This window comes from Imperialibacter sp. (genome assembly GCF_048007035.1).
In the GTDB taxonomy this organism is placed as follows: Bacteria; Bacteroidota; Bacteroidia; order Cytophagales; family Cyclobacteriaceae; genus Imperialibacter.
Genome location: NZ_CP180355.1, coordinates 4,308,635 through 4,332,582, shown reverse-complemented (window position 1 = coordinate 4,332,582; position 23,948 = coordinate 4,308,635). Strand labels below are relative to the sequence as shown.

General features: G+C 44.6%; 26 protein-coding genes. 6 read left to right on the top strand and 20 right to left on the bottom strand.

The annotated features are described in order from the left end of the window. Window positions 1–35 precede the first annotated feature (35 nt). The 3 genes from ACMVP2_RS18700 (at window position 36) to ACMVP2_RS18690 (ending at window position 1,975) form a co-directional block, all read left to right on the top strand. Window positions 36–281 (top strand): AbrB/MazE/SpoVT family DNA-binding domain-containing protein, encoded by a 246-nt coding sequence (locus ACMVP2_RS18700; RefSeq protein ID WP_339794976.1) that lies wholly within the window; start codon window positions 36–38, stop codon window positions 279–281. Beyond that, window positions 272–595 (top strand): type II toxin-antitoxin system PemK/MazF family toxin, encoded by a 324-nt coding sequence (locus tag ACMVP2_RS18695; protein WP_339794974.1) that lies wholly within the window; start codon window positions 272–274, stop codon window positions 593–595. Before ACMVP2_RS18700 ends, ACMVP2_RS18695 begins: the two co-directional genes overlap by 10 nt. A 120-nt stretch (window positions 596–715) precedes the next feature. Further along, window positions 716–1,975 carry an aminotransferase class V-fold PLP-dependent enzyme gene (locus ACMVP2_RS18690; RefSeq protein ID WP_416864598.1) on the top strand — a complete coding sequence of 420 codons (1,260 nt, stop codon included), beginning with the start codon at window positions 716–718 and terminating at the stop codon, window positions 1,973–1,975. 178 nt (window positions 1,976–2,153) lie between these two features. Here the strand turns inward: ACMVP2_RS18690 and ACMVP2_RS18685 are convergent, their stop codons facing one another. Then, window positions 2,154–2,858 (bottom strand): NUDIX hydrolase, encoded by a 705-nt coding sequence (locus tag ACMVP2_RS18685; protein ID WP_416864597.1) that lies wholly within the window; start codon window positions 2,856–2,858, stop codon window positions 2,154–2,156. Between the two features lie 177 nt (window positions 2,859–3,035). On the opposite strand from ACMVP2_RS18685, the gene ACMVP2_RS18680 reads away from it, so the two are divergent. Continuing rightward, window positions 3,036–4,667 carry a carboxylesterase/lipase family protein gene (locus tag ACMVP2_RS18680; protein ID WP_416864596.1) on the top strand — a complete coding sequence of 544 codons (1,632 nt, stop codon included), beginning with the start codon at window positions 3,036–3,038 and terminating at the stop codon, window positions 4,665–4,667. Window positions 4,668–4,764: 97 nt separating this feature from the next. Here ACMVP2_RS18680 and ACMVP2_RS18675 read toward each other — a convergent pair whose 3' ends face one another. Continuing rightward, the gene (locus ACMVP2_RS18675; protein WP_416864595.1) at window positions 4,765–5,847 is read right to left on the bottom strand and encodes a Fic family protein; all 1,083 of its coding nucleotides are present in this window, start codon (window positions 5,845–5,847) and stop codon (window positions 4,765–4,767) included. On the opposite strand from ACMVP2_RS18675, the gene ACMVP2_RS18670 reads away from it, so the two are divergent. Then, complete coding sequence (locus ACMVP2_RS18670; RefSeq protein WP_416864594.1) at window positions 5,793–6,227, top strand: carboxylesterase family protein; 435 nt, start codon at window positions 5,793–5,795, stop codon at window positions 6,225–6,227. The genes ACMVP2_RS18675 and ACMVP2_RS18670 overlap by 55 nt on opposite strands. A gap of 121 nt (window positions 6,228–6,348) precedes the next feature. Here ACMVP2_RS18670 and ACMVP2_RS18665 read toward each other — a convergent pair whose 3' ends face one another. From ACMVP2_RS18665 to ACMVP2_RS18645, 5 genes are all read right to left on the bottom strand, one after another. Further along, window positions 6,349–6,732: a DUF3368 domain-containing protein gene (locus tag ACMVP2_RS18665; protein WP_416864593.1), complete on the bottom strand. Its 384-nt coding sequence runs from the start codon at window positions 6,730–6,732 to the stop codon at window positions 6,349–6,351. A 98-nt stretch (window positions 6,733–6,830) separates the two neighbouring features. After that, a complete protein-coding gene (locus ACMVP2_RS18660) occupies window positions 6,831–7,070 on the bottom strand; it encodes a UPF0175 family protein (RefSeq protein ID WP_416864592.1) in 240 nt (79 codons plus the stop codon). A gap of 113 nt (window positions 7,071–7,183) precedes the next feature. After that, window positions 7,184–7,780 (bottom strand): START domain-containing protein, encoded by a 597-nt coding sequence (locus ACMVP2_RS18655; RefSeq protein ID WP_416864591.1) that lies wholly within the window; start codon window positions 7,778–7,780, stop codon window positions 7,184–7,186. Between the two features lie 12 nt (window positions 7,781–7,792). After that, window positions 7,793–8,203, bottom strand: coding sequence for a hypothetical protein (locus tag ACMVP2_RS18650; protein WP_416864590.1), 411 nt, complete (start codon window positions 8,201–8,203; stop codon window positions 7,793–7,795). Window positions 8,204–8,288: 85 nt separating this feature from the next. Next, complete coding sequence (locus ACMVP2_RS18645) at window positions 8,289–8,861, bottom strand: Crp/Fnr family transcriptional regulator (RefSeq protein WP_416864589.1); 573 nt, start codon at window positions 8,859–8,861, stop codon at window positions 8,289–8,291. A gap of 388 nt (window positions 8,862–9,249) precedes the next feature. On the opposite strand from ACMVP2_RS18645, the gene ACMVP2_RS18640 reads away from it, so the two are divergent. After that, entirely contained in the window at window positions 9,250–10,182 is a 933-nt protein-coding gene (locus ACMVP2_RS18640) for an NAD(P)-dependent alcohol dehydrogenase (protein ID WP_416864588.1), read from the top strand. Window positions 10,183–10,320: 138 nt separating this feature from the next. Here ACMVP2_RS18640 and ACMVP2_RS18635 read toward each other — a convergent pair whose 3' ends face one another. The 13 genes from ACMVP2_RS18635 to ACMVP2_RS18575 all read right to left on the bottom strand — a co-directional run bounded on the left by ACMVP2_RS18635 (window position 10,321) and on the right by ACMVP2_RS18575 (window position 23,796). Continuing rightward, window positions 10,321–10,902 carry a Crp/Fnr family transcriptional regulator gene (locus ACMVP2_RS18635; protein ID WP_339792015.1) on the bottom strand — a complete coding sequence of 194 codons (582 nt, stop codon included), beginning with the start codon at window positions 10,900–10,902 and terminating at the stop codon, window positions 10,321–10,323. Window positions 10,903–11,217: 315 nt separating this feature from the next. After that, window positions 11,218–12,207 carry an NAD(P)-dependent alcohol dehydrogenase gene (locus tag ACMVP2_RS18630; RefSeq protein ID WP_416864587.1) on the bottom strand — a complete coding sequence of 330 codons (990 nt, stop codon included), beginning with the start codon at window positions 12,205–12,207 and terminating at the stop codon, window positions 11,218–11,220. Between the two features lie 10 nt (window positions 12,208–12,217). Further along, window positions 12,218–13,246, bottom strand: coding sequence for an alpha/beta fold hydrolase (locus ACMVP2_RS18625; RefSeq protein WP_416864586.1), 1,029 nt, complete (start codon window positions 13,244–13,246; stop codon window positions 12,218–12,220). Beyond that, a complete protein-coding gene (locus ACMVP2_RS18620) occupies window positions 13,243–13,836 on the bottom strand; it encodes a hypothetical protein (protein WP_416864585.1) in 594 nt (197 codons plus the stop codon). Before ACMVP2_RS18620 ends, ACMVP2_RS18625 begins: the two co-directional genes overlap by 4 nt. A gap of 120 nt (window positions 13,837–13,956) precedes the next feature. Then, a complete protein-coding gene (locus tag ACMVP2_RS18615; protein ID WP_416864584.1) occupies window positions 13,957–15,699 on the bottom strand; it encodes a helix-turn-helix domain-containing protein in 1,743 nt (580 codons plus the stop codon). 305 nt (window positions 15,700–16,004) lie between these two features. Next, window positions 16,005–16,424, bottom strand: a complete 420-nt coding sequence (locus ACMVP2_RS18610) for a DUF6326 family protein (protein WP_416864583.1) — start codon at window positions 16,422–16,424, stop codon at window positions 16,005–16,007. Between the two features lie 10 nt (window positions 16,425–16,434). Further along, a complete protein-coding gene (locus ACMVP2_RS18605) occupies window positions 16,435–17,061 on the bottom strand; it encodes a hypothetical protein (protein ID WP_416864582.1) in 627 nt (208 codons plus the stop codon). A 172-nt stretch (window positions 17,062–17,233) separates the two neighbouring features. After that, a complete protein-coding gene (locus ACMVP2_RS18600) occupies window positions 17,234–17,851 on the bottom strand; it encodes a hypothetical protein (protein WP_416864581.1) in 618 nt (205 codons plus the stop codon). A gap of 81 nt (window positions 17,852–17,932) precedes the next feature. Beyond that, window positions 17,933–18,514 carry a Crp/Fnr family transcriptional regulator gene (locus ACMVP2_RS18595; protein ID WP_416864580.1) on the bottom strand — a complete coding sequence of 194 codons (582 nt, stop codon included), beginning with the start codon at window positions 18,512–18,514 and terminating at the stop codon, window positions 17,933–17,935. A 115-nt stretch (window positions 18,515–18,629) separates the two neighbouring features. Next, window positions 18,630–19,277: a DNA alkylation repair protein gene (locus ACMVP2_RS18590; protein WP_416864579.1), complete on the bottom strand. Its 648-nt coding sequence runs from the start codon at window positions 19,275–19,277 to the stop codon at window positions 18,630–18,632. Window positions 19,278–19,352: 75 nt separating this feature from the next. Then, on the bottom strand, window positions 19,353–19,991 hold the full coding sequence (locus tag ACMVP2_RS18585; protein WP_416864578.1) for a hypothetical protein: 639 nt from the start codon (window positions 19,989–19,991) through the stop codon (window positions 19,353–19,355). Between the two features lie 902 nt (window positions 19,992–20,893). Further along, window positions 20,894–21,868, bottom strand: a complete 975-nt coding sequence (locus ACMVP2_RS18580; RefSeq protein ID WP_416864577.1) for a helix-turn-helix domain-containing protein — start codon at window positions 21,866–21,868, stop codon at window positions 20,894–20,896. A 164-nt stretch (window positions 21,869–22,032) separates the two neighbouring features. After that, the gene (locus ACMVP2_RS18575) at window positions 22,033–23,796 is read right to left on the bottom strand and encodes a sodium:solute symporter family protein (protein WP_416864576.1); all 1,764 of its coding nucleotides are present in this window, start codon (window positions 23,794–23,796) and stop codon (window positions 22,033–22,035) included. Between the last annotated feature and the right edge of the window lie 152 nt (window positions 23,797–23,948).

Sequence of the window (23,948 nt, the reverse complement as noted above, 5' to 3'; positions counted from 1 at the left end):
GGAATGTAATAACTTTGTAATTACATAACATCATTATGAAGGCTTCTATTATTCAAATAGGTAACTCAAAAGGGCTTAGGCTAAGCAAGCAAGTGCTCGAGCAATACCAAATCACTGATGAAGTGGAATTGATATTTGAAAAGGATCAGATCGTGCTACGGCCTATCCGGCAACCCAGAAAAGGTTGGGACAATGCCTTTAAAGAAATGGCGAAAGAAGGTGACGATAAGCTTTTGATCGACGATGTATTGGCTGAAGAAGACTTCGACGAATGGAATTAAGTCAATACAGCATCGTTCTCGTCAACCTTGATCCTACGGTGGGAAGTGAAATCAAAAAAACAAGACCTTGCGTCGTCATATCGCCTAATGAACTGAATTTCAACATTCGTACTGTAACAATTGCGCCGATGACCTCAACATCAAAAAACTACCCAACGAGGGTGCGGGTCAATCATGATAAAACGGAGGGGTGGATTGTACTGGATCAGATAAGAACTATTGACAAGCAACGGGTCATTCGGTTGCTGGGCAAATTGGCTTCAAATGAAATTACTGAGGTAAAAAGGGTATTAAAGGAGACTTTTGTGGATTAAAACCCATCCTACCCTTTTGCAACCGGCATGAATGAGACTGGCGATTTTATCGCCCTTCCAACCAGGCCTTATAAAAATAAAGCCTTGTCTGTTTTAAATAAGGAATACAACTTAGGGGTTATGAGTAATAGACGCAGCTTTCTTCAACAAGCCTCCAAAAGTGCCATCGGTATCTCCGCCATACCATTCCTGTCAACTGCACCAGCTTCTTTCCAATTCCCAACAGCTGAAGGCGAAGCCTACTGGACGGAATTGAGAAAAGCCTTCCCACTACAAGACAAGCGGGTTTACTTCAACAACGGCACCTTTGGTCCGTCGCCAACTCCGGTACTTGACACCATAAAAAAGTACCTCGACGAAACCAATGGTACCGGCGAGTACGGCCATACCGACAGAGCAAGAGAAGTGCTGGCAGCCTATGCCGGCGTAAAAACCGAAGAACTCAGCCTGACGCACAACACCACAGAAGGCATCAACATCGTTACCTGGGGATTGCCGCTCAAAGCAGGAGATGAAGTCATCGTCACCCTGCACGAGCATGTGGGCAATGCATTACCCTGGCTCAACCGGGCCAAACTGCATGGTATTGTACTCAAGCCATTCGAACCGGGGCTCACCGCAGACGAAAACTTCAGTAAAATAAAAGCATTGGTGACATCCAAAACCAGGGTGATTGCCATCCCCCATATTACTTGCACCACCGGCCTTGTGCTGCCCATCAAAGAGATTGCTGCCTGGGCCCGCAGCAAAAACATTTTCACGGCTATTGATGGAGCGCATGGTGCAGGTACTTTCAACCTGAACCTGAAGGAACTCGGCTGCGACTTCTATGCTACGTCGTGCCACAAATGGATGCTTGGGCCGAATGGCACAGGGTTTCTTTATGTAAGGGAAGAGCTGCTCGACACTTTGCAGGCATATCAGGTAGGTGCCTATTCCGACACAGGCTGGGATTTGTACAGTAACCCGCCCAGTATGGCTGCCTATGTGCCCACTGCCCATCGTTACGACTACGGCTCCCAAAGTACACCTATGTACATGGGTGCTGCTGCTTCAGCCGATTTCCACACTTTGGTAGGCAAACAAAAAATAGAGGAAAGGGTAAGGGAATTATCGAGTCTGCTCTTCGAAGGGCTTTCGGGACTCAAAACAAAGCTCGACATCCTTACCCCTGCCGAAAAGCAGTCGAGGATCTGCATGGTTACATTCAAACCGAAAAATATTGGCTATCGGGAGTTCAATACCCTGGGTGCCAAAGCCGGCTTCAGACTGCGGGTAGTGCCCGAAAGCCATCTCGACGCCATTCGGGTATCGACGCATATCTACAACTCGAAAGCGGAAGTGGAAAGGTTTGTGGAATTTGTTGGGGAAACGCTGTAATGGCAAAGGCGTCGGCACGGTAGCATAGGCTATCAGCGAAGGAAACCGTCAGACGCCTGGGATGCTGATTGGCGTCTGACGGCCCCTCCCTTTTGCCCTCTTGCCGTACCGACACCTTTCATACCATCTTTGCAGCGAATAATGGTATTTGGTACATCATTGTCCAATACCCAATTCCTCAACTCTCCAAACCCCCACTTCTTGCAAACGAATAAAGAAACGGCGCTTTGTGCGCTCCTCCATTGTACAGCTTCTCATGCCGCACCAGCAGATCCGACGCCAGCAACTTCCGCTGGAAAGTGGTGCGGCGTAACTTTTCACCAAGAATGGCCTCATACACTGACTGTAGTTCTTTCATCGTAAACTTCTCAGGTAGCAGGTTGGTCAGCTTGTGGTCGAGGTTTTGCCTGAGGGTTTGAAGTGCTTTGTCGACAATTTTTTGATGATCTAAAATCAGTTTTGGCAAACTGTCCACGTCGTACCAGGTACACGAATCAGAAATGGCGTCAGGCCGGGGCACCACCTGTTTGTAGTCGATGAGTGCGTAGTAGGCCACCGAAATGAAACGATCAAGCAGCCAGTGGTTGTCGGGCACTTTGTCGTTGAGGCCTTGCATGATCGTTTTCATCACCTCAGGTTTGAAACGGGCCATGTCGCCAAAGGTATAGAACTGCTCCAGAAAAATGTCGTCGAGTCCCGTCCGCTCCTTCAGCCCCCTCCTCACGGCATCGTTAAGTGCCTCATTGGTTCTCACGAAACCACCAGGCAGAGCAAACAGCCTGGTATTGTGGTATTCCATGATTAGAATCTTCAGCTTGTCGCCGGAAAAACCGAAGATCACCGAGTCGTACGCAATATGAGGAAGGAATTCCTTTGGATTCATTTGAGCATTGAGAGTGTAAAATGTCGTGCCACCAGCCCGGCTGCTGACCTCGCAGTGGGCACAACATAGCCACAACACTGATTCATCACTCCCAATAATTGGCAATTAATAGGAGTTATCCAAAACTTCTTTTATTATTGTTTCAAATTGAGACAATAATAAAACACCTACTAACATATGAAAAAACTCACCTTACTCATGGGGTGGCTATGTTTGATCAGCGCTACAACCATGGCACAGAAAAACAATAGTTTTCCAGTACAAGCAAAAACTGAAAATGGCACCATCGAAGGCAACTACGATGTGACTACCAGCTTATCAATGTACTTCGGCATTCCCTTCGCCAAACCACCTGTTGGTGACCTGAGGTGGAAGGCGCCGCAGCCAGTTGACAACTGGAGTGGTGTGAGGCAAACCAAGAAATTTGGCCCACGTGCCGTGCAGGCAGCAGTGTTCGGCGACATGAACTTCCGCTCCGACGGCATCAGCGAAGACTGCCTTTACCTGAACGTGTGGTCACCCGCTAAAGCTAAAGAAACCGGTCTGCCTGTGCTTGTGTACTTCTACGGTGGCGGCTTTGTAGCGGGCGATGGTTCTGAGCCACGCTACGATGGAGCCAGCATGGCCAAAAAGGGCATTGTAGTAGTGACTGTCAACTACCGTCTGGCCATCTTTGGCTTCTTTGCTCACCCGGAGTTGAGTGCTGAGTCGCCTTACAAAGGATCAGGCAACTATGGCTTGCTCGACCAGAACGCTGCCCTCAAGTGGGTACAGAAAAACATCGCTGCTTTTGGTGGCGACCCTAAGAAAGTGACCATCGCTGGCGAGTCGGCAGGTTCTATTTCGGTGAGTGCACAAATGGCCTCTCCCCTTTCCAAAAACCTGATTGCCGGTGCCATAGGCGAAAGCGGTGCGGGCATCAACCCTACTCTTTCGCCGGTTCCCCTGGCTGAAGCCGAAAAAACGGGACTGGAGTTTGCGCAAAAAGCTGGTTACCCAACACTGAAAGAGCTGAGAGCCCTTAGCACCAAAGAAGTATATGAGATTTACCAGGCATCCCGACGCTTCGGCTTCCCTACAGTGATCGACGGGTACTTCTATCCTAAGACTATCCCTCAGATTTTCAACGCCAAAGAGCAGGCCATGGTGCCTTTATTGCTGGGCTGGAACTCTGCGGAAATTCCAGGTGGTGCCTTTATGCAGGGCAAACCCTACAACGAAGAAAGCTATGTGGCCAAAGTGAAGGAAGTATATCCGGACGACCACAAAGAAGTGCTAAAGCTCTATCCTTATGGATCAGAAAAAGAGATCGAGCTTTCAGCCACCGCACTGGCTTCCGACAGATTCATTTCCTACAGCACCTGGAAGTGGTTTGACCTGCACAGAAAAAATAGCAACCAGCCGGTGTATCGCTACCTGTTCAGCAGAGTGAGGCCTCCGCTAAGAGACCAAACGCTTGCTTCAGGTTTGGCGGGTGGCACTGTGAAGAAAGATGAAAATGCACCGAAAATGCCAGAACCAGTTGGCGCTTCCCATGCCTCAGAAATTGAGTACTGCATGGGCAACCTTTACCTGGTCGACGACTACGCCTGGACGCCTGACGACTTCAAAGTGTCAGAAACCATGGAAAACTTCTTTGCCAACTTCATCAAAACTGGCAACCCCAACGGTGAAGGCGTGCCCAACTGGCCAGCTGCCGAAGCCAAAGACACCACGCCTCCGGTTATGATCATCGATGTGGAATCAAAAGCAGTAGATGCGAAAGACGACGCCCGGTACGTGTTTTTGGACAAGGCGTATAAGAACTAAGCGATTAAAGGGGGTTACTCTGCCAGGCAACACATAGTAACCCCTTTAATTGTTTGGAGAAAGATAAATTGAAAGGCTCCGGGAGATCGGAGCCTTTTTATTGACTCAGAACTTCCAGCAAAGCCTTGTTCACGTAGATAGTCTCACGTCCAATTACACGTGACTCAAGAATACCAACGGCCTCAAGCTCCCTGAGGTATCTTGATGCCGCTTTCCTTTCAACATTCAGCACCTTCACTACAAATTCTATTTTGGAGTAGGGCTGCTCAAACAGCAGTTCAACAAGCTCTTTTCGATATATCTTAGGTGCCTTTTTCTGCACTTCTTCAATGGTTTCGCTCAGAAGCAACCTCACTTCTTTTATTCTTGCAATTGTTTGTCTGGCGGTTTCTTCCACAGCCTTCAGCATGAACAATATCCATTCCTCCCATTCCCCTGTTTTATTAGTCAGATTTAGTAGTCGATAATACTCGACTTTATGCTTAATAATATAAGAGCTTAGATACAAAATGGGCGTGTCTATCAACCCATTTAAAATGAGATAGAGGATGTTTAGAATCCGCCCAGCCCTGCCGTTTCCATCATAAAATGGATGAATACTCTCAAACTGGTGATGAAGAATGGCAAGCTGAATTAATGGAGAAAGCTTTTGGCCGGACAAATTGAAATGCTCGATAAAGTTGTCCAGAAGATTCAGAATCTCCTGCTTGTCTTGTGGTGGTGTGTAAACAACTTCGCCGGTTTTGTCGTTTTTTAGCACAGTTCCAGGAGTACTTCTTATCCCAGCCATATTCTCCACCAATTTCTGTTGCAAGGACACAATATCATTGACTCGCAAGAACCCTTGCCTTTGCACCAAATCAAACCCTTGGAGTATGGCCTTTCTATAGTTAACAACTTCCTTAGTTTGCACTGATACAATAGAGCTACTCGCTGTCAGCGCCCGGTATAGGTCGTCCTGAGAGGTGATAATATTCTCTATCTCGGAGCTGTCTTTTGCCTCCTGAAGAACTATTGCATTCACCAACATAGACTGATTAGGAATAGAATCGGCAATACCCTTTAGCTCAGCCAAAGCCGCAGCGGCCTTGCTGGTTTGCCTCAACACATCCATCGTTTCAACTAATGCCAATGGAGGAGGAAGTTTTGCAAGCGGCGAATATGGTGCTGCGTGTCCCATGTTTATCATACGTGTACCAAAAATATAAAAATAGGTACATATTAACAAAGGATCGGTCCAGCAGAAGCATAAAGCTGAAATACAGCCAAACCTTCATCAGATTCCACGCCCCAGAAATTGAGTACTGCATGGGCAACCTTTACCTGGTCGACGATTACGCCTGGACGCCTGATGACTTCAAAGTGTCAGAAACCATGGAAAACTTCTTTGCTAACTTCATTAAAACTGGCAACCCCAATGGTGAAGGCGTGCCCAACTGGCCAGCTGCCGAAGCCAAAGATACGACGCCTCCTGTCATGATCATCGATGTGGAATCAAAAGCAGTAGATGCAAAAGACGACGCCCGGTACGTGTTTTTGGACAAGGCGTATAAGAACTAATCGACCAAAGGGGGTTACCCTGCCAGACAACACATAGCAACCTCTTTAATGGTTTGGAGAAAGATAAATTGAAAGGCTCCGGGAGATCGGAGCCTTTTTAATACTCTTTTGAAGCTAAGATTTAATCGCCCTGCACTTCACCGAGGCTCTTAAGAACCCTTTCCACAAGTGATTTATCAAGCCTGAATCCAATCTCCACGAGCTTCTTAATATTTTCTTGGACTGATGAAATCAAACCTTGCATTTTAGCCTGAATCAAAACCCCAAGTATTCCAGATATTTTGACCCCGTACAATTCAGCTATTTTTCTTCCTTTATATTCATCAATGATCAGGTAGTTTGCATTACTTTCGATTGCCACAATAATGGACTCAGACTCTCCCAAATCGAGCATTTCGAGTAATTGAGCTAACATCTCACGGTTTTCTGGTGCCCTTACATTTATCCAACTAAATTGGTCTATCTGTTCACCATGATCTGAGAATGCCCTTAACTCTCCTTGCACAGCAGGAGTGATCAAAACTCGCCCATAGAGTGTGTGCAAAATACTTACAAGACCTATTTGCAGAAGATTAGAAATTGATGACGTGTCGCAAACGACGGTCATAGATCAATTCCAAGATTCTTGAGATCACTATTTAAGTCCTCTTCAGAATAATGAATATTAATATCTCGCTTCGCTAGCTCCTTTTGAAAGCTCATTTGATCAAGACTTGTCAAATGGCGAGCCTGTCCCATACTCATCCTTTTTTTATCATACAGGTAGCATGCCACATCGATGAGTAATTCATCGGCAGATGTTTTAGCCTTTGAAAGCGTTTCGTCACTGATGATGAGGGCCATATTCTTCAAATTTTATCGAAAACAATTTACCAATTAATAACCAAACAGATTCTGTTTTGCAGTAGTTTCTTAAATCAAGTTGAGACCCCGGTATTGGCCGGATGTGTTTCATTTTACTCGCTAAGTACCTTTCTTAATCCAGATAGTGTTCGAAAAGGCAGCTCTGCTATTGAATTGTTTGCCAGCCATGGAGGAATATTATCTCCGGGTTCGGAGTGAAATACATAGGTCACTTCTGTTTTCTCGCCGATAGGCTGCAATAAAATGTACCCCTCCGCCTTTTTCATGCGCACTATTCCTTGCTTTTCCGGTTGGTAGTCAGGGATTCCTTTTAGCACTATTTTCACTACTCCCTGAGTAGATGCATTAATAGACATGCGGTAAACCATGTCTCTATTACTATATGGCCATGGAAATATGGTTTCAACATAATTGTATTGTGTATCTCCCTCTCGCCTCAGAAGTGCAGATGTGTTTGTATAGCCGTACCATTTAGTATAGTCGTCTGCATTTTTTAGTATTTCTACTATTTCACACGTCGCTGCATGGATTGTCACAACAGCCTTAAAGGATTTGAAAGCTGACCCTTCTTCCTCTTTCGTATAAACGATGATGCCGTCTTTGTCCCTGTCAATTTCCCACGACTGTTGAGCGTGAGATACTATTGACAAGAAACCGAATGCGCTTATCAGTAATATTCTAGCTTTCACGATTTCCACTAATTAGAGGATACTTTCTTTGGTTTGATACAGCCTGAAGAAGTAATACATGAAAAGAATCGAAAAAATGAAATCACCGATTATGACTATGAACACCACAGGCCCGGCAAGCCCCGACAGGTAAAACTTTAACAACGAAATGGCAAAGCCAACTTTACCGATCCCTCCGACTATGACAATTCCAGTATGTTTCAGTGGATTGTAGGCCACTATGGAATAGCCGATAAAATAGACCAATGTTGTCCCCCATGCTCCTTGATAGATGGCATAGTAAAGCGGGTCTGCTAACTCCCGGTTAAAAAAACCATTGAAGGTAAAAGCGGTATTGAAATAGCCAAAAATTGCTCCTACCAGGTTCCATAGCGCTGAAACAACAAATAAGCCTTTGAAAAAACTGAGTTCATTGCTTTCCATTACAATATCGATTTTGGTTAAAATTGAATTGTAAAGTAAGAGCATCAAAAACAGCTGCGCATTTACATATGTAAAGAAATGCTGGTCAGAGGGATCGGTTTTTTCTGATTCTACTCAATTGGGTAGGGCTAATGCCAAGGTAAGAGGCAATATGGTATTGTGGAATTCGTAATTCAATTCCCGGATACTCCTCCTGCATGATCAAATATCGCTTGTCGGCGTCCAGCATAGCCATCTCGAGTTCTTTTTTCTCGTTGCTCAAAAAGTAATTTTCTGCTATCATTCGTCTCAATCTTTCGATCTCGAAATTCCCTTCGGATACCTTTTCTATTTCATGAAACGAAGCTTTCCAAATTTTGCAATCGGTAAGCGCCTGCTGGGCAACATTGTTCTTTTGCTTGCTGATGAGTGACGCATAGGAGCCGATGATTGAAGGCGCTGAAAAGAAGGTTTTGTTATATTCTTTCCCCTCATTGTTGACGTAAAACGCCCTGACAATGCCGGTTTCCAGAAAGGCAATTTCCCTCGCATACTCCCCCTTTTTCACAAAATACGCCCCCTTCTTCAGCTCATCGCAAACAAACATCCCCGCCATCATGCTTATGACTGTTTCAGAAAGCGGGACAGTACTGTTAAAGAATTTAATAAGGTTCTCCATATCGTCTTTGGTTGGGTCAACTATACTAAGTCTCTGGCAGTGGCGGTCTTCCTAAAGTAAATGCGGTAGTTTCATGCAGCTTCGACTCCGCTGACACTTAGCCCCGCCTTGCCCACCGTGGTTTTAGCGAAGGTAGGACGACACTAAAATTATATTTTGTGGCGGACATTCCAAGCCAACAAATGACTGAAAATGAGTTCCCCATAATAGCTATCGTAACTCACGATTGTCGGCTCACTGGCCGTTGCAGTTTTGATTAGGTGCTTTTCAGAAATACCTTTTTTGTTCCTGAATATGTGAGCATCATTGTATTTCACTTCTTAACCCAAGTCAATGGAATCGAAGCGCACCTTAGCCAACTTTGCTTATGTAATCAAAAGAAAAAATTATGAAAGCAATTGAATGTTTAAAGTACGGAGGTTCAGAAAACCTGGTATTAACAGAAGTCGACAAGCCCACGCCAAAAGACAATGAGGTCCTGATTAAGATACATGCGACTTCAGTCACCACCAGCGATGTGCTTATACGTGGATTGAATGCGTCGCCTGTGGCAAGATTTATGGTTCAACTTTTTTTTGGTTTTGGAAAGCCAAGAAACCCAATCTTGGGAATGGTGTCATCGGGAGTTGTAGAAGGTAAAGGGAAAAATGTAAGTTCATTCAATATAGGCGATGAAGTTTTTTCCTACGGCTCGGTTTCAGCAACAAAGCGTCATTTTGGTTCCTATGCCGAATATATCTGCCTGCCTGAAGATTGGAATATTGCGCTCAAGCCAAAAAATAGCAGTTTCGAAGAAGCAGCCGCTATCCCTTATGGAGGATTGCTTGCTTCACATCTACTGGGGAAGACCTCGATAGAGAAGGGAGACAAAGTTTTAATCTATGGCGCCTCGGGAAGCATAGGTACAATGGCCATACAATTGGCGAAAAATGCAGGCGCTCATGTCACCAGTGTATGCAGCAGTCGAAACTTTGAATTAGTTAAGTCTTTGGGCAGCGACGAGGTGATTGACTATACGGCAGACAATGCTGATTCACAATTGGGCACATATAAATATGTAATAGACACTGTTGGAAACTCCAAATCCTCACACCTTAAGGAGAAAAGCAAAAAAGCCCTTACTCCTAAAGGTAAATATATTTCCATCGATCAGGGTATTCCTTTGACTCCCAAAGACGCTTTTATCAATCTGAAAACTTTGACGGAACAAGAGAAAATTAAGCCGGTGATAGACCGTATCTATCCTTTGAGCAAAATGGCCGAGGCGCATCAGTATGTGGAAATGGGGCATAAAAGAGGAAATGTGGTCATTACGGTATAAATGGAATTTGATGGATTGAAAAGCGTAGAAATTATGGGATCACAAAATACAATTGCCGGACTTTTGGAGCCTATTTGAGATTACACTGAGCATTTGGCTGATCGCAAAAGGACTCAAGGAAACTGAACATATTCCAAGCTAATCGTTATCAGACAAAAGCCGTTTTCTAATACGGCTTAAAGATTCTGGCTTTATCCCGATATAACTGGCAAGATGATATTGAGGTACTCTCTGAAGTAAATCGGGCCTTGATTTCAATATCTTTAGATAGCGTTTTTCAGGTGAGTCTGTGTAGTAAGCGGCCAATGCTTCTCTTTGCTCTGCAAAAGCTGCTTCCATGATGGTGCGTGATATTGTTTCAAACCTGGGAAAGCGTTTAAAAAGGGCCTGAGCCCGCTGTTCGTTGCCCACAACAACAGTGGTGTCCTCAACGCAGACCCAATTGTGCTTTGCAGAATTTTGTGGAGAAAAGCTGTTTAACGAAATGGCCCATTGTTCTTCTGTGAAAAAATTCGTCGTTTTTTCATCACCATCAGCCAGAAAATACTCTCTTATGCAGCCTTCAAGTATGAAATAGGTATTGGCTGATTGATGCCCTTCTTTCAATAAATAGTCACCCTTCTTATACGTCTTAGTTTGCATGCTATCAGCAATAGCTTTTGACTCTTCCTTTGAAAGCGGCGATATTCTTGAAAAATAGTCTACAAATTTGCTTTGCATGAGAAAAACTTAATCTCTGGCATGTAAAACGCCTTTCTTGTGCTCTCTTGTCGTACCAGTTTACCGCTAACGGCAGGCAAAACCTCTCGGCCTGGCCGCTGTTAGTTTCTTTAAAACTATCTGATTCAAATGTCCTTTACAACTTGGACACACGGCTATGGATTGCTAGTGCCTGTTATTGGTTTTCCTATTCGTAAGTTTTCGAGCCAGATACTGTGTGTTTAGGCCATATTTTCAAACGCCCTCCCTCAGAGTCTTCTGAAAGGGACTCTGAGGGAGAACAAATTCGTTTTTTTGCCTGTAAAAACAAAGGGGTTACAGCGCCTGGGCAGGACTGAGCCGCAGGCCACTTTTGTGCTTTACCGGAACCGGTTCTTTTTTCGATGATTTAACGACCTCAACAACGACATTCCCCCTTTTTCGCCCACTGTCTACATATTCATGAGCCTCCACTATGCCAGACAAGGGGAAAGTTTTGTCGACAAATGGCTTGATTTTCCCTTCATCAGCCATCTGGCATAATTCATCCAAATGTTCCTGAGCCGGGCTGGTGAGAGCGGCTACTGATGCAAATCGGCCTCCCTTTTTCAGCACTTTGCCAGCTTTGGCTTTTGAGGTCTTTCCCACGGCATCAAAAACAATATCGAACTTCTGTTCAAGCAAAGAATAATCCTGCTGCTTATAATCCACAGCGCTATCGGCTCCGAGTGATTTAACCATATCGAAATTGGCACTGCTGCATACAGCAGTTACGGTAGCGCCCAGCGCTTTGGCGATTTGAATGGCGTGGCTTCCTACACTGCCCGAAGCGCCATAAATCAGCACTTGTTGTCCTTTGCTTAACCGGGCCTTTTTCAGTAGAAACAAGGCTGTCATTCCCCCAACAGGAAGGGCTGCAGCTTCATTGAAACTGAGGATTTTGGGCTTCAATGCCAGCACGCCTTTATTTCTCTCTTCGGGAATGCATAGATACTCAGTGTAAGAGCCTGTGGGCAGCATGGTTGGTGTCCCTACCACTTCATCACCCACCTTGTATTTTGTGACATCCTTGCCAACTGCTTCGACAATTCCCGAAAATTCATGACCCAGTATCTCCTTTTTCGGCTTCAACACGCCGAACAGCAGCCTGGCAATGAGCCAGGCAACCGGTGGGAAATCTGAACTTCGCAACCTCGTATCACCTGAAGTAACAGTAGTGGCGTAAATTTTAACAAGGACCTCGTTGTCCTTTGGCTGCGGCTTTTCTATTTCAACCAGATTCAAAACACTGGGAGCGCCGTATTTTGTATATTTAACTGCTTTCATAACTTATTTTTTAGAGACCTTTCACAAATCTTTGGAAGGTGTTGATAAACAATTCCTGCTCTTCCATATACCCCTCGTGGGCACTGTTTTCCAGAATGACCAGTTCCTTTTCAGTAAAATCTGGTCCACCAATGCTGTTATAGGCATCATAACCCATTTCAATGGTATTGACTCCGTCATGTCTTCCCCAAATCACCAGCGAGGGGATTTTAATTCTTTCCATGTCTTTGCTAAGGTTGAGCTCTAAAATATTGAAGCGTTTCGTCAGGTATCGGCCATTGAAAAAGATGGCGAGCGACAGATAAGAATTCATGGCACCCAGGGCACCCACCTCCGGCCCCTGTACGACCTGACCGGGGTTTCTTCTGTAGGCATTGGTGTTGGACAGGTAAGAGTCATACCTGAAGTAATTGTCAACGACGGTCATGTCCGGTTCCTTCGCACACCAGTCACGTGCCTCCGTCCAGTAGGCCACGTCAACGCCAAGGTCGATTTGCTGCTGCGCATAGTTTTTCACGAAAACCACCGATTTGGGTAAGCCATCTTCCAAATTGTGCCCGCTATTCATGCAGATAAATCCGTCAATTTTCTGCTGATAGTCTGCAGTGCTCAGGTAGGCACTTCCCAGTGCACCTCCCCAGCTGATGCCGTAAATAACAATCCGGGGGTTATTGAAACGCTGCTTAATGACGTCAACCACAAGATCAAGGTCTTCCACAAATTGCTCGACCGTGAAGGTGCTCGGGTCTGGATTGCCCCCGGATAGGCCAGAGCCCCGCTGGTCCCAGTAGGCAAAGGCAAAGTCCTTTTCCAACTCGTGTGACACAGGCATAAACGAGGGAAGCGATGCATTGCCTCCGGGTCCGCCGTGGAGAAAAAGAATGAATGTGCCTGAGGCAATATTACCTTTTACAAACACAGGCATCTCTGCGCCTGCGTTTTTCACAAAGAATTGGTCGCCCTGGTAAAATGATTCCTTTTGGCAAGCAGCAAGGAGCATGAGCGCCGGAATAGCAATGAGTATGGTTAGGTTTTTCATTGTTGATTGAGTTTGTAAGTGAAACCTATTTTGGCCGCTACATGCGGTAGGAAAATGTGATTGAATGAAGATTGCAGGTATACTTCCGGCCCAGCGTGAACGGCCCATCGCCGATTGTTTCTTCTGCTTCCATCCCAGCCTATCAGGAACGATGTGTTGGGCATAAAGTGTGAGTGCCCCCAATTGGTAGCTGTCTCGACACCACCCTCTTCAGCTCTTTGGTACAAAGAACCCGCAGCCCATGAATGCATGTAGCCAACGCCCAGGTTGATGTCGGCGAACACGGAGCCGATGGTCAACCGGAAGCCAAAAGCTGTTTTCAGAAAAACCGATGAGTTGTTCCAGCGATGCCAGAAGCCTCCAAGGTCAGTGTCCCAATGCAGCGTAGCCCACTTGTTTTCAGCCACGGTGTAGTCCATACCGACTGTAAGCCCTGGATGTAGAACCAGCTCTCCGAAGTAGTCGGCTTTGAGCGCCAGCCTGTCCCCAAACCTTGTTTTCAGTTTTGCCTTAGTGCCCTCTCTCTGTTGAGCAAAAGCTGAAGAAGAGCACACCAGCAAAATCAAAAATGTTAATCGTGTGATTTTCATAGCCCTTTGAGTTTTGATTCAAAGAACGGATGCCTGACCGTAGCGGACGTTCGGGATTGGGGTGACCGTGTTCGGAATCATGATTCCGAACAACTTTTGAGAAGAAGGAGGTGAAAAAGACTAGGCCTTCAGAAACTCGCTTGGGGTAAGGCCGGTTTGCTGTTTGAAATAGGTATTGAATACTGTTTTGGAATTGAAGCCACAATTGTAGGCTAATCCCTCAATGGTAAAGTTGTCGTTCCTGGGATCTTTGGCGATTTTTTTGAACTCTTCGATGCGGTATTGATTGACGAAGCTGTTGAAGTTTTTGCCAATGGTGTCATTGAGCAGCCACGACAGTTGGTTTGCATTCGTTTCTAATTGATCCGCCAACGAACGCAAGGTAAGTTCCGGATTTAGGTAAGGTTTACTTGTTTCGATCAGTTGCTCCAGCCTGGTTTTGAGAGCAGCGGCAGCAGTTGCATCAAGTATGGGTTTCTTGTCCACAGGGGCACCCTTTACTTCGAATAACTCCGGAGGAAAAAGTTTCTGATGAAAGTTCGAATAGCGTGGATCCGCTTTTATTGGGTTGACCAGTGGATCTGAATACCTCATCAATAAAAGCGGGGAGGGTGATTTCAGGGTGTTTTCTACAAAGGCAAATGCTTTATTGCTATTACCAGTTGAGGCAGCCAGTAAAAACAGATAGGAGTCCGCTACAAAATCATCGATACCGTTCGCTCTCTGTTCCAATAATTTGGTGAATTTTCCGGCATTGACTGAATCACCTTTTAACGCATAGGCAAGGGCGCTTAAACCTATCTTTTCAGCAGTTACAACGATCTGAGTGGGCAAGGCGTCAAAATAGTCAATCACCTCATCATACCTTTCAGTTTTGAGCAGACAGTAAGCTTTCACAGAATGTACGGGGACATTCATCGGGTTCGCTTCCAGGCATGCATCTAACTGGCTTATGGAGGAGGCATAATTTTCAGACATGTACTCGACATAGGCATTGTAAAACTGCGTTTCCTGAGAAAGTGGGTCAATACTCAGCGCATGAGACAAGTGTTTTTTGGCTTCTGATTTCCTTCCTGCCAGAATGTGGAGAAATGACATTAAATGACGGGATTCCACATAATTTGGATTTATTCTCACCGCTTTGGAAGCGTTCTCAAATGCTTCACTGTAACTGCCCCTGGTATAAAAAGCCAGATTGGCCAGTTGATAGTAGGCGCTGGGAAGTTTATCGTCAATAGTTAAAGCGTGCTGGATGAGCTCCGAACACTTGTCCCAACCTTCGGCATAAGGGATAGTCCCGATCGTAGCTAGAAAACTATAGGCACCAGCCAACCCCACCATTGACTCAGCATGACTAGCATCTATTTCCACAGCCTTCCTGTAAAACTCCATGGATTGCCTGACATCTTCAGGGTTCCATTTGTTGAAAGTTTGTCGCCCTTTGAGGAAAAGTTTGTAGGCATCCACGCTTCGGGTATTGGGCAGGACAAGCTGTTCCTGAATTTCAAAATGGCCTAAGTGCTCTCGCAACCGTTCAGCCACCAACAAGCTGATCTCATCCTGAACCTCAAATATGTTGTCCAATTGCCTATCCCAGCTTTTAGACCAAAAATGAAAGTCTTCGACAGCATCAATCAGCTGCGCTGTAATTCGGATGTTATTACCGGAAAGCCGAACACTCCCTTCAAGGATAGTGGAAACTCCAAGCGCTTTTCCAATCTCAGAAATCGGAATGTTTTTCCCTTTGAAGTAGAATGCGGATGTTCTTGAACTGACTTTCAGTCTATCGATTTGCGCCAGTGCATTGATAATCTCCTCAGTAATCCCATCGCTGAAATACTCGTTTTCCTCGCTCGCACTCATATTCACGAACGGAAGAACCGCAATGCTGATTTTATCAGATATGTTAGGAGCAGTAGTCAAATAATCCTCTTCGTAGCCTCTTTCATTTCGAAATGGACTGTACCCAAATAGAAATGAGCGGTTGTTTTAAGGTTGGCAACAATGCCCAACCCGTGCGCCGGATTTTACAATGCAGTTAATTGCTCATCGGCAAATAGCCACTCAACCGATATCGGTTGTTAAAAATAGGCGTTGCGGCGGAGAATCCAAGCCAGCCACGCTCAACTAACCTGAACATTCCAATAATTATGAAAATTATTTACCACTCATGCTTCGGTACGAGGCCATTTCCATGCATAACGGATAATCAGACTAAGAAGAGCTACTTCTACAACGGCCCCAAACGCCATGTGCATCCATGCCTCGCCAGCCAGATTAAACAACGTATAAGGAATATACACCGTGGCAATAACGATGTTTGCCCAACGATTTGCTTTATCCGGCAAGGCAACGGAAAGGAAAATCATCAGTGCTGGAATTGTCACTGAGGCGAGTGCAAGCAAAAGAAATCCTTGCGTAATATCGAATACAAACACCTTCCCTGCCAGCATACCTTCTATCTTGCCAGGCATGTAGAGAGCGAAATAATCAACATAAATGTAGAGAAACATAAAGCTCGCCCACAGTGCAGCGAGCTTCAGCTTCAAACTGACTTTGATGTCATGCAGTGTTTCCTGTGTGCTCATAAGTCATCAACTAAAAATTAAACCCAAAGTGAAATCCCGGTTCTCCGAAGATGAACTTGGGCCATTTGTCATCCAACTGTTTAAACCCGTCGGGTAGTCTTGTGTGATAAGCACGATGGGTGACGGCAATAGATGGCTGAATAAAAAATCTATCCTTAAAAAGTTTGATGTGATAACCCGCACGGTACGTATTGAAAACCTGAAAGCCATTGTCAATTTTATCGCCGTCCACATTCACAAAATTTTGCAGCGTAGGCATCACATTAAGCTCGGCATACAAGCCTTTCCAGAAAAATCGCTGATAGGCCACCGATAAGCCAAATTCACGCACATATCCCGGAAATTTTTCTTCATCCTTTCCGTATGCCTTGTTTAGAAATGGGTGAATACCATTTGGCCATGCATATTTCCAGGTTTTTGGTTCTAATGTGATAGCATCTTTTGCTGTAATCCGATAGCCTATGTTGAGTTGAGCAAAGTTGGGTGGGTTCACACCGGCCAAATTACCTAACAGAAATATCGTGCTACCAACGAAGTACCGCTTGTAAGTGCTGTCTTGTTTGGCGTACTGTGCTTTCAGATGGGGCGTGCTTATCATCAATATGACAAGAACAACGAATAGAATTTTCTTTTTCATTTGAGTCTTTGCTTGTGTTAAACGATATGGAAAAACTGGATTGGCGGGACACGACAAATCGTTCCCTTTGTTTTAGATCACCTGCATTCAGCAGCGAAACGGCCTCTTTGAGTTCGATGCCGTCAGGGCGGATCAGGTGAAAAAGTATCGGGGTAATGGCTCGACATGGATGCTAAAACTTGAATCCAAAATCAAGCCCGGGTTGAATAAAATAGTTAGGCCACTTTTGTTCAATAGCTATAAAAGAATCCGGAACACCGGTTCTCAGAGGCCAATAACTACATCCGATAGCTGGTTCAAAAAAGAAACGATCTTTGAAAAACTTAAATTGGTACCCTAGGTAGAAGTCGGTATATAGCGTAAATCCGTTTCCAATCTTCTTTTTATCCTCATCCATGTATTTCTCAAAAGCATTCAATACATAAAGAGATGTATAGGCTCCTTTCCACCAAAACCGCTGGTACCCAATTTGAGGAGCAAGTATGCGTGCATGGCCGGGATAGTTGAGCCCTGGCCCATCAAAATCCGGCCCGAAAGGGATACCTAGTGGCCACGCATACTTAGACTTTTTAAATCTGAATTGAATAACGTCTTTAGGTGTAACCCTATATCCTGCATTTATTTGTATATAGCCAGGATTGTTAGTGCCATCCAAATTGCCTAAGAGTAATAGCGTACTGCCAACAAACCATTTTTTATAAGTACTGTCTTGTTTGGCCGATTGAGCTTTGAGTGGTAAGAAGCTTGTCAGCAATAAGGCGAAGCCAATGACCAGAATTTTCTTTTGCATATCTTTTTTTGGTGAAAATGATGCTGCAAAAGTAGATGGGCAGGCAGGCTCAAAACGTTCACTTAAGTTAAGAAACGACTCCTACCCTCTGTCTTTCTCCAAAATTCTTGCCCGTAGCCTACTCAATGATTGTGGTTTTATGCCAAGATAACTCGCCAGCTGGTGCTGCGGAACCCGCTGAAGAAGGTCTGGTCGTGACTGCAATAAATTCAAATATCGCTGCTCAGGGGAAGAAGTCTTAAACCCGTCGAAGTCTATTTGGTGTTTGGCCAACAATTCTTCCGACATTTTTCTGCACATGATTTCAAACTTTGGAAATTTAGCATTGATCTCTTCTTCCATATCTAAATTTGAAACTGTAAGAATAGTGTCTTCAACACAACTAATGTAATAGTCGGAGGGCGCTTTGTTGATCACACAATGGGGTGTTAAGGCGTCCATTTCCGTATAGAAAGCAGTAGTTTTTTCTTCTCCGTCTATGATGTAATAAGTCCGGATACAGCCTTTTAGTACAAAGTAGCTGTTTTTCGATCGTTGTCCTTTGCTGAGTAAAACAGAGCCTTTTTTTACCGAACGAAAAATATCTACAGAATTGATGGCGTTCTTCTCCTCGTCGGTCAGGGTAATGTATTTTGCGATAAAGTCAAATAGTATGTCTTGCATCTTTTTTTAGGCTGTTACTTTTTCTGGTACTCCTGTCACCGGTTTGGCTAAACTTGTTTTAACGCTGTTTTGTTGCATGTAGTTTTTCGTCCGTCTTTTCGCTACCACATTCGTTTTATTGCTTTTGCAATTTGGCGACTTCAATTGAAATGAAATCCGGCAAATAACTTGGCGTACAATTTTTGGCAACAACTTCATCCTTATACAGCCCCGTTTTTTCTCCAATGGAAATACATCTGTTGCGATATTCTTCTTGCCATTTCCCTATTTGGCCGGCGGTATAATTCATTGCCCATTGAACTTCAGGTTTTTCCTTTAACAGGTTCTTTTCAATTGAAGCCAATAAATATTCCGTATTAGAGTGGTTAGTATTTCCCATCCATCTTAGTCGTGCCTGATAATACCAAAATAGCCTTCTTTGTTGCGGTGAAGAACTATTCTCCCACGATTCCATCAATGCAACGGTCTTTTTGTCCCTGGAAAGCTGATTGGCCATCAACCAATCTGTTAATTGGTTTCGTTCTTCCAGGTCCTGATTTTGAATATCCTTGCAGAGTTGGTCGATTACTGCTTGGCTAAGGAGCTTATTATCCATTATTAAAATTGCCAGTTGGCGTGGGTAAAATTCGCCAACCGACCAAAGCTGCATTGCCAGGTCGTGGTCCTTTTTAATCTCCTTTGCAATTTTCCGAAGGTCCCCAAGCTTAGTAGTTTCTTGCGCAATTTGTGAATGGATCTCTTTGGCCTTTGATGAAAGATTCATGCTGTTTATTTCAGTTTTTCAATTACCCACACCGGTCACGCCCCATGATTTATTCCCATTGTTGTGTGGTCGTTTTTATTTTCTTAATTCCATTTCTAGTTGTTCTTCGTCAACGTCAAGGCCTTCAAAGTTTAAATCTTGAAGTCTTGCTGCTAAGTGTTTTAAAATTTTCCTGATGCTATTTTGAGCTTCCAGGTCGATTTCGTTTAGCTTAATTCTCTTTCCAAAGAATAAGTCAGCCTCAAATTTGTCGTCTAACCTTAGTTTTTCAATTTCCTCTTCTTTGTCTGTCAAATCGATTAGTGGTACAATTTCTAAAATCGGCTTCTTTTTATCTGTGTCAATTAAATTCAGCCGGAAGAAGTAGTTATCGATTTTACCGAGAAGAACTGTCTCTAAGTCGTGAACGACACTTCCAACTCCGTCTACTCGTCCGTAAAAGTCCAGGTCTTTAAAAGCGGGTCGATCGAAATACCATTTTCGGTCAGCAAGTCCACTGTAGTTTTGAATTACCGCTGCAATGACCACAATCAAAGCAAATCCAAGTGAATAAAGAATGGAATCATTTAAACGTTCAAAAATCATTGAAATTGAAAACCCACTCCTGATAATCGCTGGCAGGAAAGTGAAAGGCAAAGTCAACAGAAATAAAATTGTCAGTCCTTTTAAGAGTGCCTTTCTTTCAGCAACTATTATTGTTGTTATGTCTCTCATTTTTTAATGCAGCGCAGCGCCTACCTAAAATGAATGTTGGAGTTTTATGCAGTACCACCTCCGTCACCACTTAGCAACGCAGAAGATAAAAATAGGCGTTGTGGCGTAGATTCCAAGCCAACTGACCTTTGATAACCGGTGAAGCCCACATTCACTTTACTGTTGTGTTAGATGCATTTACCACATTTCGTAACGCCAATTCATCGCCTTCTCAAGCTCGCCGATAATCCTCATGAAATTTTGATGGTTAGAATCCGGGAATTCATGTGGTACATTGTAACTGATAGTTTTATAGTACGTTGAATCTCGGACTTCCAAAGTATATATTATTCCGTCCCCGATCATTTGGCTTATACTGTCGGGTTGGCTAATAAGGTCACGAAAATTAAGGCTATATAGTCTCCTTGTTAGAAATTTGGCACTCACAGTTGGGGATTCTATCTCCACTCTCACACTATCAAAATGAGAGTCGCTTAATATTCCATATCGCTGACAACGATATTTGGTCAAATAGGTGGTTGAATCAAAGTCTCGTAGGGTAAAGAGTTCGACTGTTGTCATGATTGAATAGTCCACCCAAAGCCTTACTTCATTTCGGCTAACTGCGTTCGTTGAGAGAGAATATAGCAGTTGCTCACCGACCTTATCAACGTAGCTATTTACATACTTTGGTTGCCCAGTTGCCTGCAGTGTTAATTTGTCGCTCGATGGTTGTCCGCAACCGAAAAGCAGCAGAATAAGTCCCAGTGATACTAATTTCGAGTAAGGCATAGTTGCATCTAACGCCCAACTATCATCCGTAAGCTGGACTTTATTAATATCTATAAAAGTATCTCATCGCACTAGCCTTTGCAAATAGCTCAGTAAGCTTATGGATGATAGTGTTTGTTGGAGAGTGTTTTTTATTCAACTTCCGTGATCGGAATTTCAGAAATAGTAATTTTACCAGTCCTTTCTGGTGAATTATCAGCGTTTAATCTCCATGAAACTTCTTTCGCTAGGTGATGTTCTGGATTTAGAATTTTTATCGTTTCAATCTTCATACTTCTGCCTGGAAGTATTGGATCGTACCGAGCCGGCCCATATTTTTCCTTGGGAGATGAAACTCCGTTCCACTCTACATCAAACAAATCCCTAATTGTGTTTTCTGCATAAAATTGAGCATACATATCATTTGACGGGTTAGCATCTTTGTTAACAATTACGTCAGGGACATATATGTTGGAGTTTATGTAATTGGCATAGACTCTGCCGTTGTTTTTAGCCCATACTTTAAGTTCATAAATTGTCTTATACTCCTTTGGTTTTGGCTGGTTAAATGATTGGAAGTAGTTATTTGACCCGACTTCAAATGTTCTTTTTTCAATCTCAAAAGTCAAATCGATTACTGGATGCGTAAGCCGGTTCATCACATCTTTTATTTCATAATCGTACATAGCGACAGATTGAAAATTAAATCGTTTATAATATTTAAGATCGTTCGCCTGATGCGCTGTATCACTCTGTGGGATGTCTATAACATAAACCACATCATCGGTTCCTGATGTTAGTTGAATACTGTGAATTACAATACCATTGATTCTTGGAGAGATATTCGAATTGATGACTTGTTCAATCCATTCTTTTGAAAATTTTGTTCGATCAACTGAATCAATTCTCTCTGGTAGATGCTTTCTTTGTTCGTCTTGGAATTCGGCTATTCCATAGATGATTGTTCCACCGTTGGAATTCGCCATTGCCGAAATATCCTTAGACATTTCCTTCTTTTTACCCTGTGAGTTTTCAAGGGCTGGGGCTGCCTTGTATTCAAGTATTAAACTTTCTTCAATCTGATTGTTGATCAAGTTTTGTAGATCACTTTGAGTTGTTATTTTCATTTCCTTAACGAAAGATTATTCGTTCCCACAATACTCTCCAACATAATGGACCTGGTCCATATACCCATTATAATTTTATCTCAATCTACCTCATTTTGCGGTTTGTTGAAAGTATTCCGTTCCTGGTAATTCACTGCGATTGATCCAAGAGAAACCTTATTGGGTCAATTCTCAAAAATTCTCACCTTTCCCGAAGCCACTCTCAACACTAAAAAAGACCCCACGGCCACCAGTCCATATACCCCGGCTGGTGCCCATTCTTTAAAAATCAAACTGCCTGTAACGAATAGCACAGCATAGGCCATGGTGATGGCACTTAGCCAGCAAACCACCAGAAGCAGCAGCTTGCCTCTGTTCCAGTCCTTACGAAAGGGCCGCCAGTTGCCATTGGGTTGTATTTTATCAAAAAAAGACTGCAACCGCTCTTTGCTTGTGCCGGGGGCCAGGTAGGTCGCCAGCAACCACGCCAGCGTAGTAAAGCCAACGGTAAAAAAGAAGCTGGTGGGGTCTTCCCCGATGCCTTTGCCCCAAATGGGGTCATAGCGCACCAGCACAAATTTCGATAGCCCATAAGCGAGGAACGGCGCCACAGTGGCCACTATCTCGCTCCAGGCACTGATGCGCCACCAGTACCACCGCAGAATCATCACCAGCCCAAGGCCGGCACCACATTCAATGATAAAGGCCCATACGCCTGAAATACTGGTGATATAGGTCGTCACCCAAAGTGAAATAGCCATCAAACCAAGTGTCCCCGCACGGGAGGCTTGCACCAGCCTTTTTTCACTTGCTTCAGGCCTAATGAAACGCTTATAAAAGTCATTGACCAGGTAGCCAGCCGCCAGATTGAGCTGGGTGGAAATGGTGCTCATATAGGCAGCGAAGAAAGCCACCAGCACAAGCCCTCTCAATCCAGCTGGCAGATAGTCCTTCATGGCCATTACATAACCCAGCCTGCTCTCATCAGCACTCAGATTGGGGTATAAGATCAGCGCACAGAGTGCTACGATGATCCAGGGCCAGGGGCGCAGACAATAATGAGCGATCTGAAAAAATAAGGTAGCATACACGGCGTCCTTCTCGGTGCGGGTGCTCATCATGCGCTGTGCAATGTAACCGCCGCCGCCGGGCTCAGCCCCAGGGTACCAGCTGGCCCACCATTGCACGCCAATAAACGCAAAGAAGCTCCCCAAACCCAGCGCCAGCAATGAACCGTTGCTGTTACCTCCAATTGTGGGGAAGAAATCGAGCGATCCTTCTGGTAAATTGGCTTTCAGTTGATCGATACCACCTATTTCATCAGAATAAAGCACCAGCACGGCCAGCACGATGCTGCCCGCCATGGCAATAGCAAACTGCACCACATCAGTGAACGCCACCCCCAGCAAGCCCGACATCCCAGAATAGATCACTACCAGCAGCATGGAGGCACCCACATACCAAATCAGCAAGCCTTCAGGAATGTCGAAGAACACCTGCAACAGCGACATCAGTGCCAGGTTCACCCAGCCAATGATGAGTACATTCATGAAAATACCGAAATAAAGGGCTCGAAATCCCCTTAGAAAGGAAGCAGGCTTGCCCGAATAGCGGAGTTCTATCAGTTCAATATCGGTGAGCACCCCAGCCCTGCGCCAGTAACGGGCAAAGAAGAAGGTGGTGAGCATGCCACCCGCCAGCATGTTCCACCAAAGCCAGTTGCCAGCTATGCCGTTTTGCGCTACCAGCTCGGTGACTGCCAGCGGTGTATCGGCAGCGAAGGTGGTCGCCACCATGGAGAGTCCTGCGATGTACCAGGGCAGGTTGCGGCCTCCGAGAAAAAACTGAGCGATGTCCTTTCCCGCCTGTTTGCGAAACCGCAGCCCTATGAACAGGGTTAGCCCCAGGAACACCGCAATGATAATGTAGTCGAGGGTGGAGAGTTGCATGGAATGATTATGCAAAGTAAGGAGATCGAATCAAATGGCCCAAAGCGGCGTCAGTTTGGTCCCTTCCAGGTCGGTATCGAAACCTTAGCAATCGCTGAGTATTTCAACAAGCCACCGATGACGTGTTATTAAGCTTGCAGAAAAATGTGTCA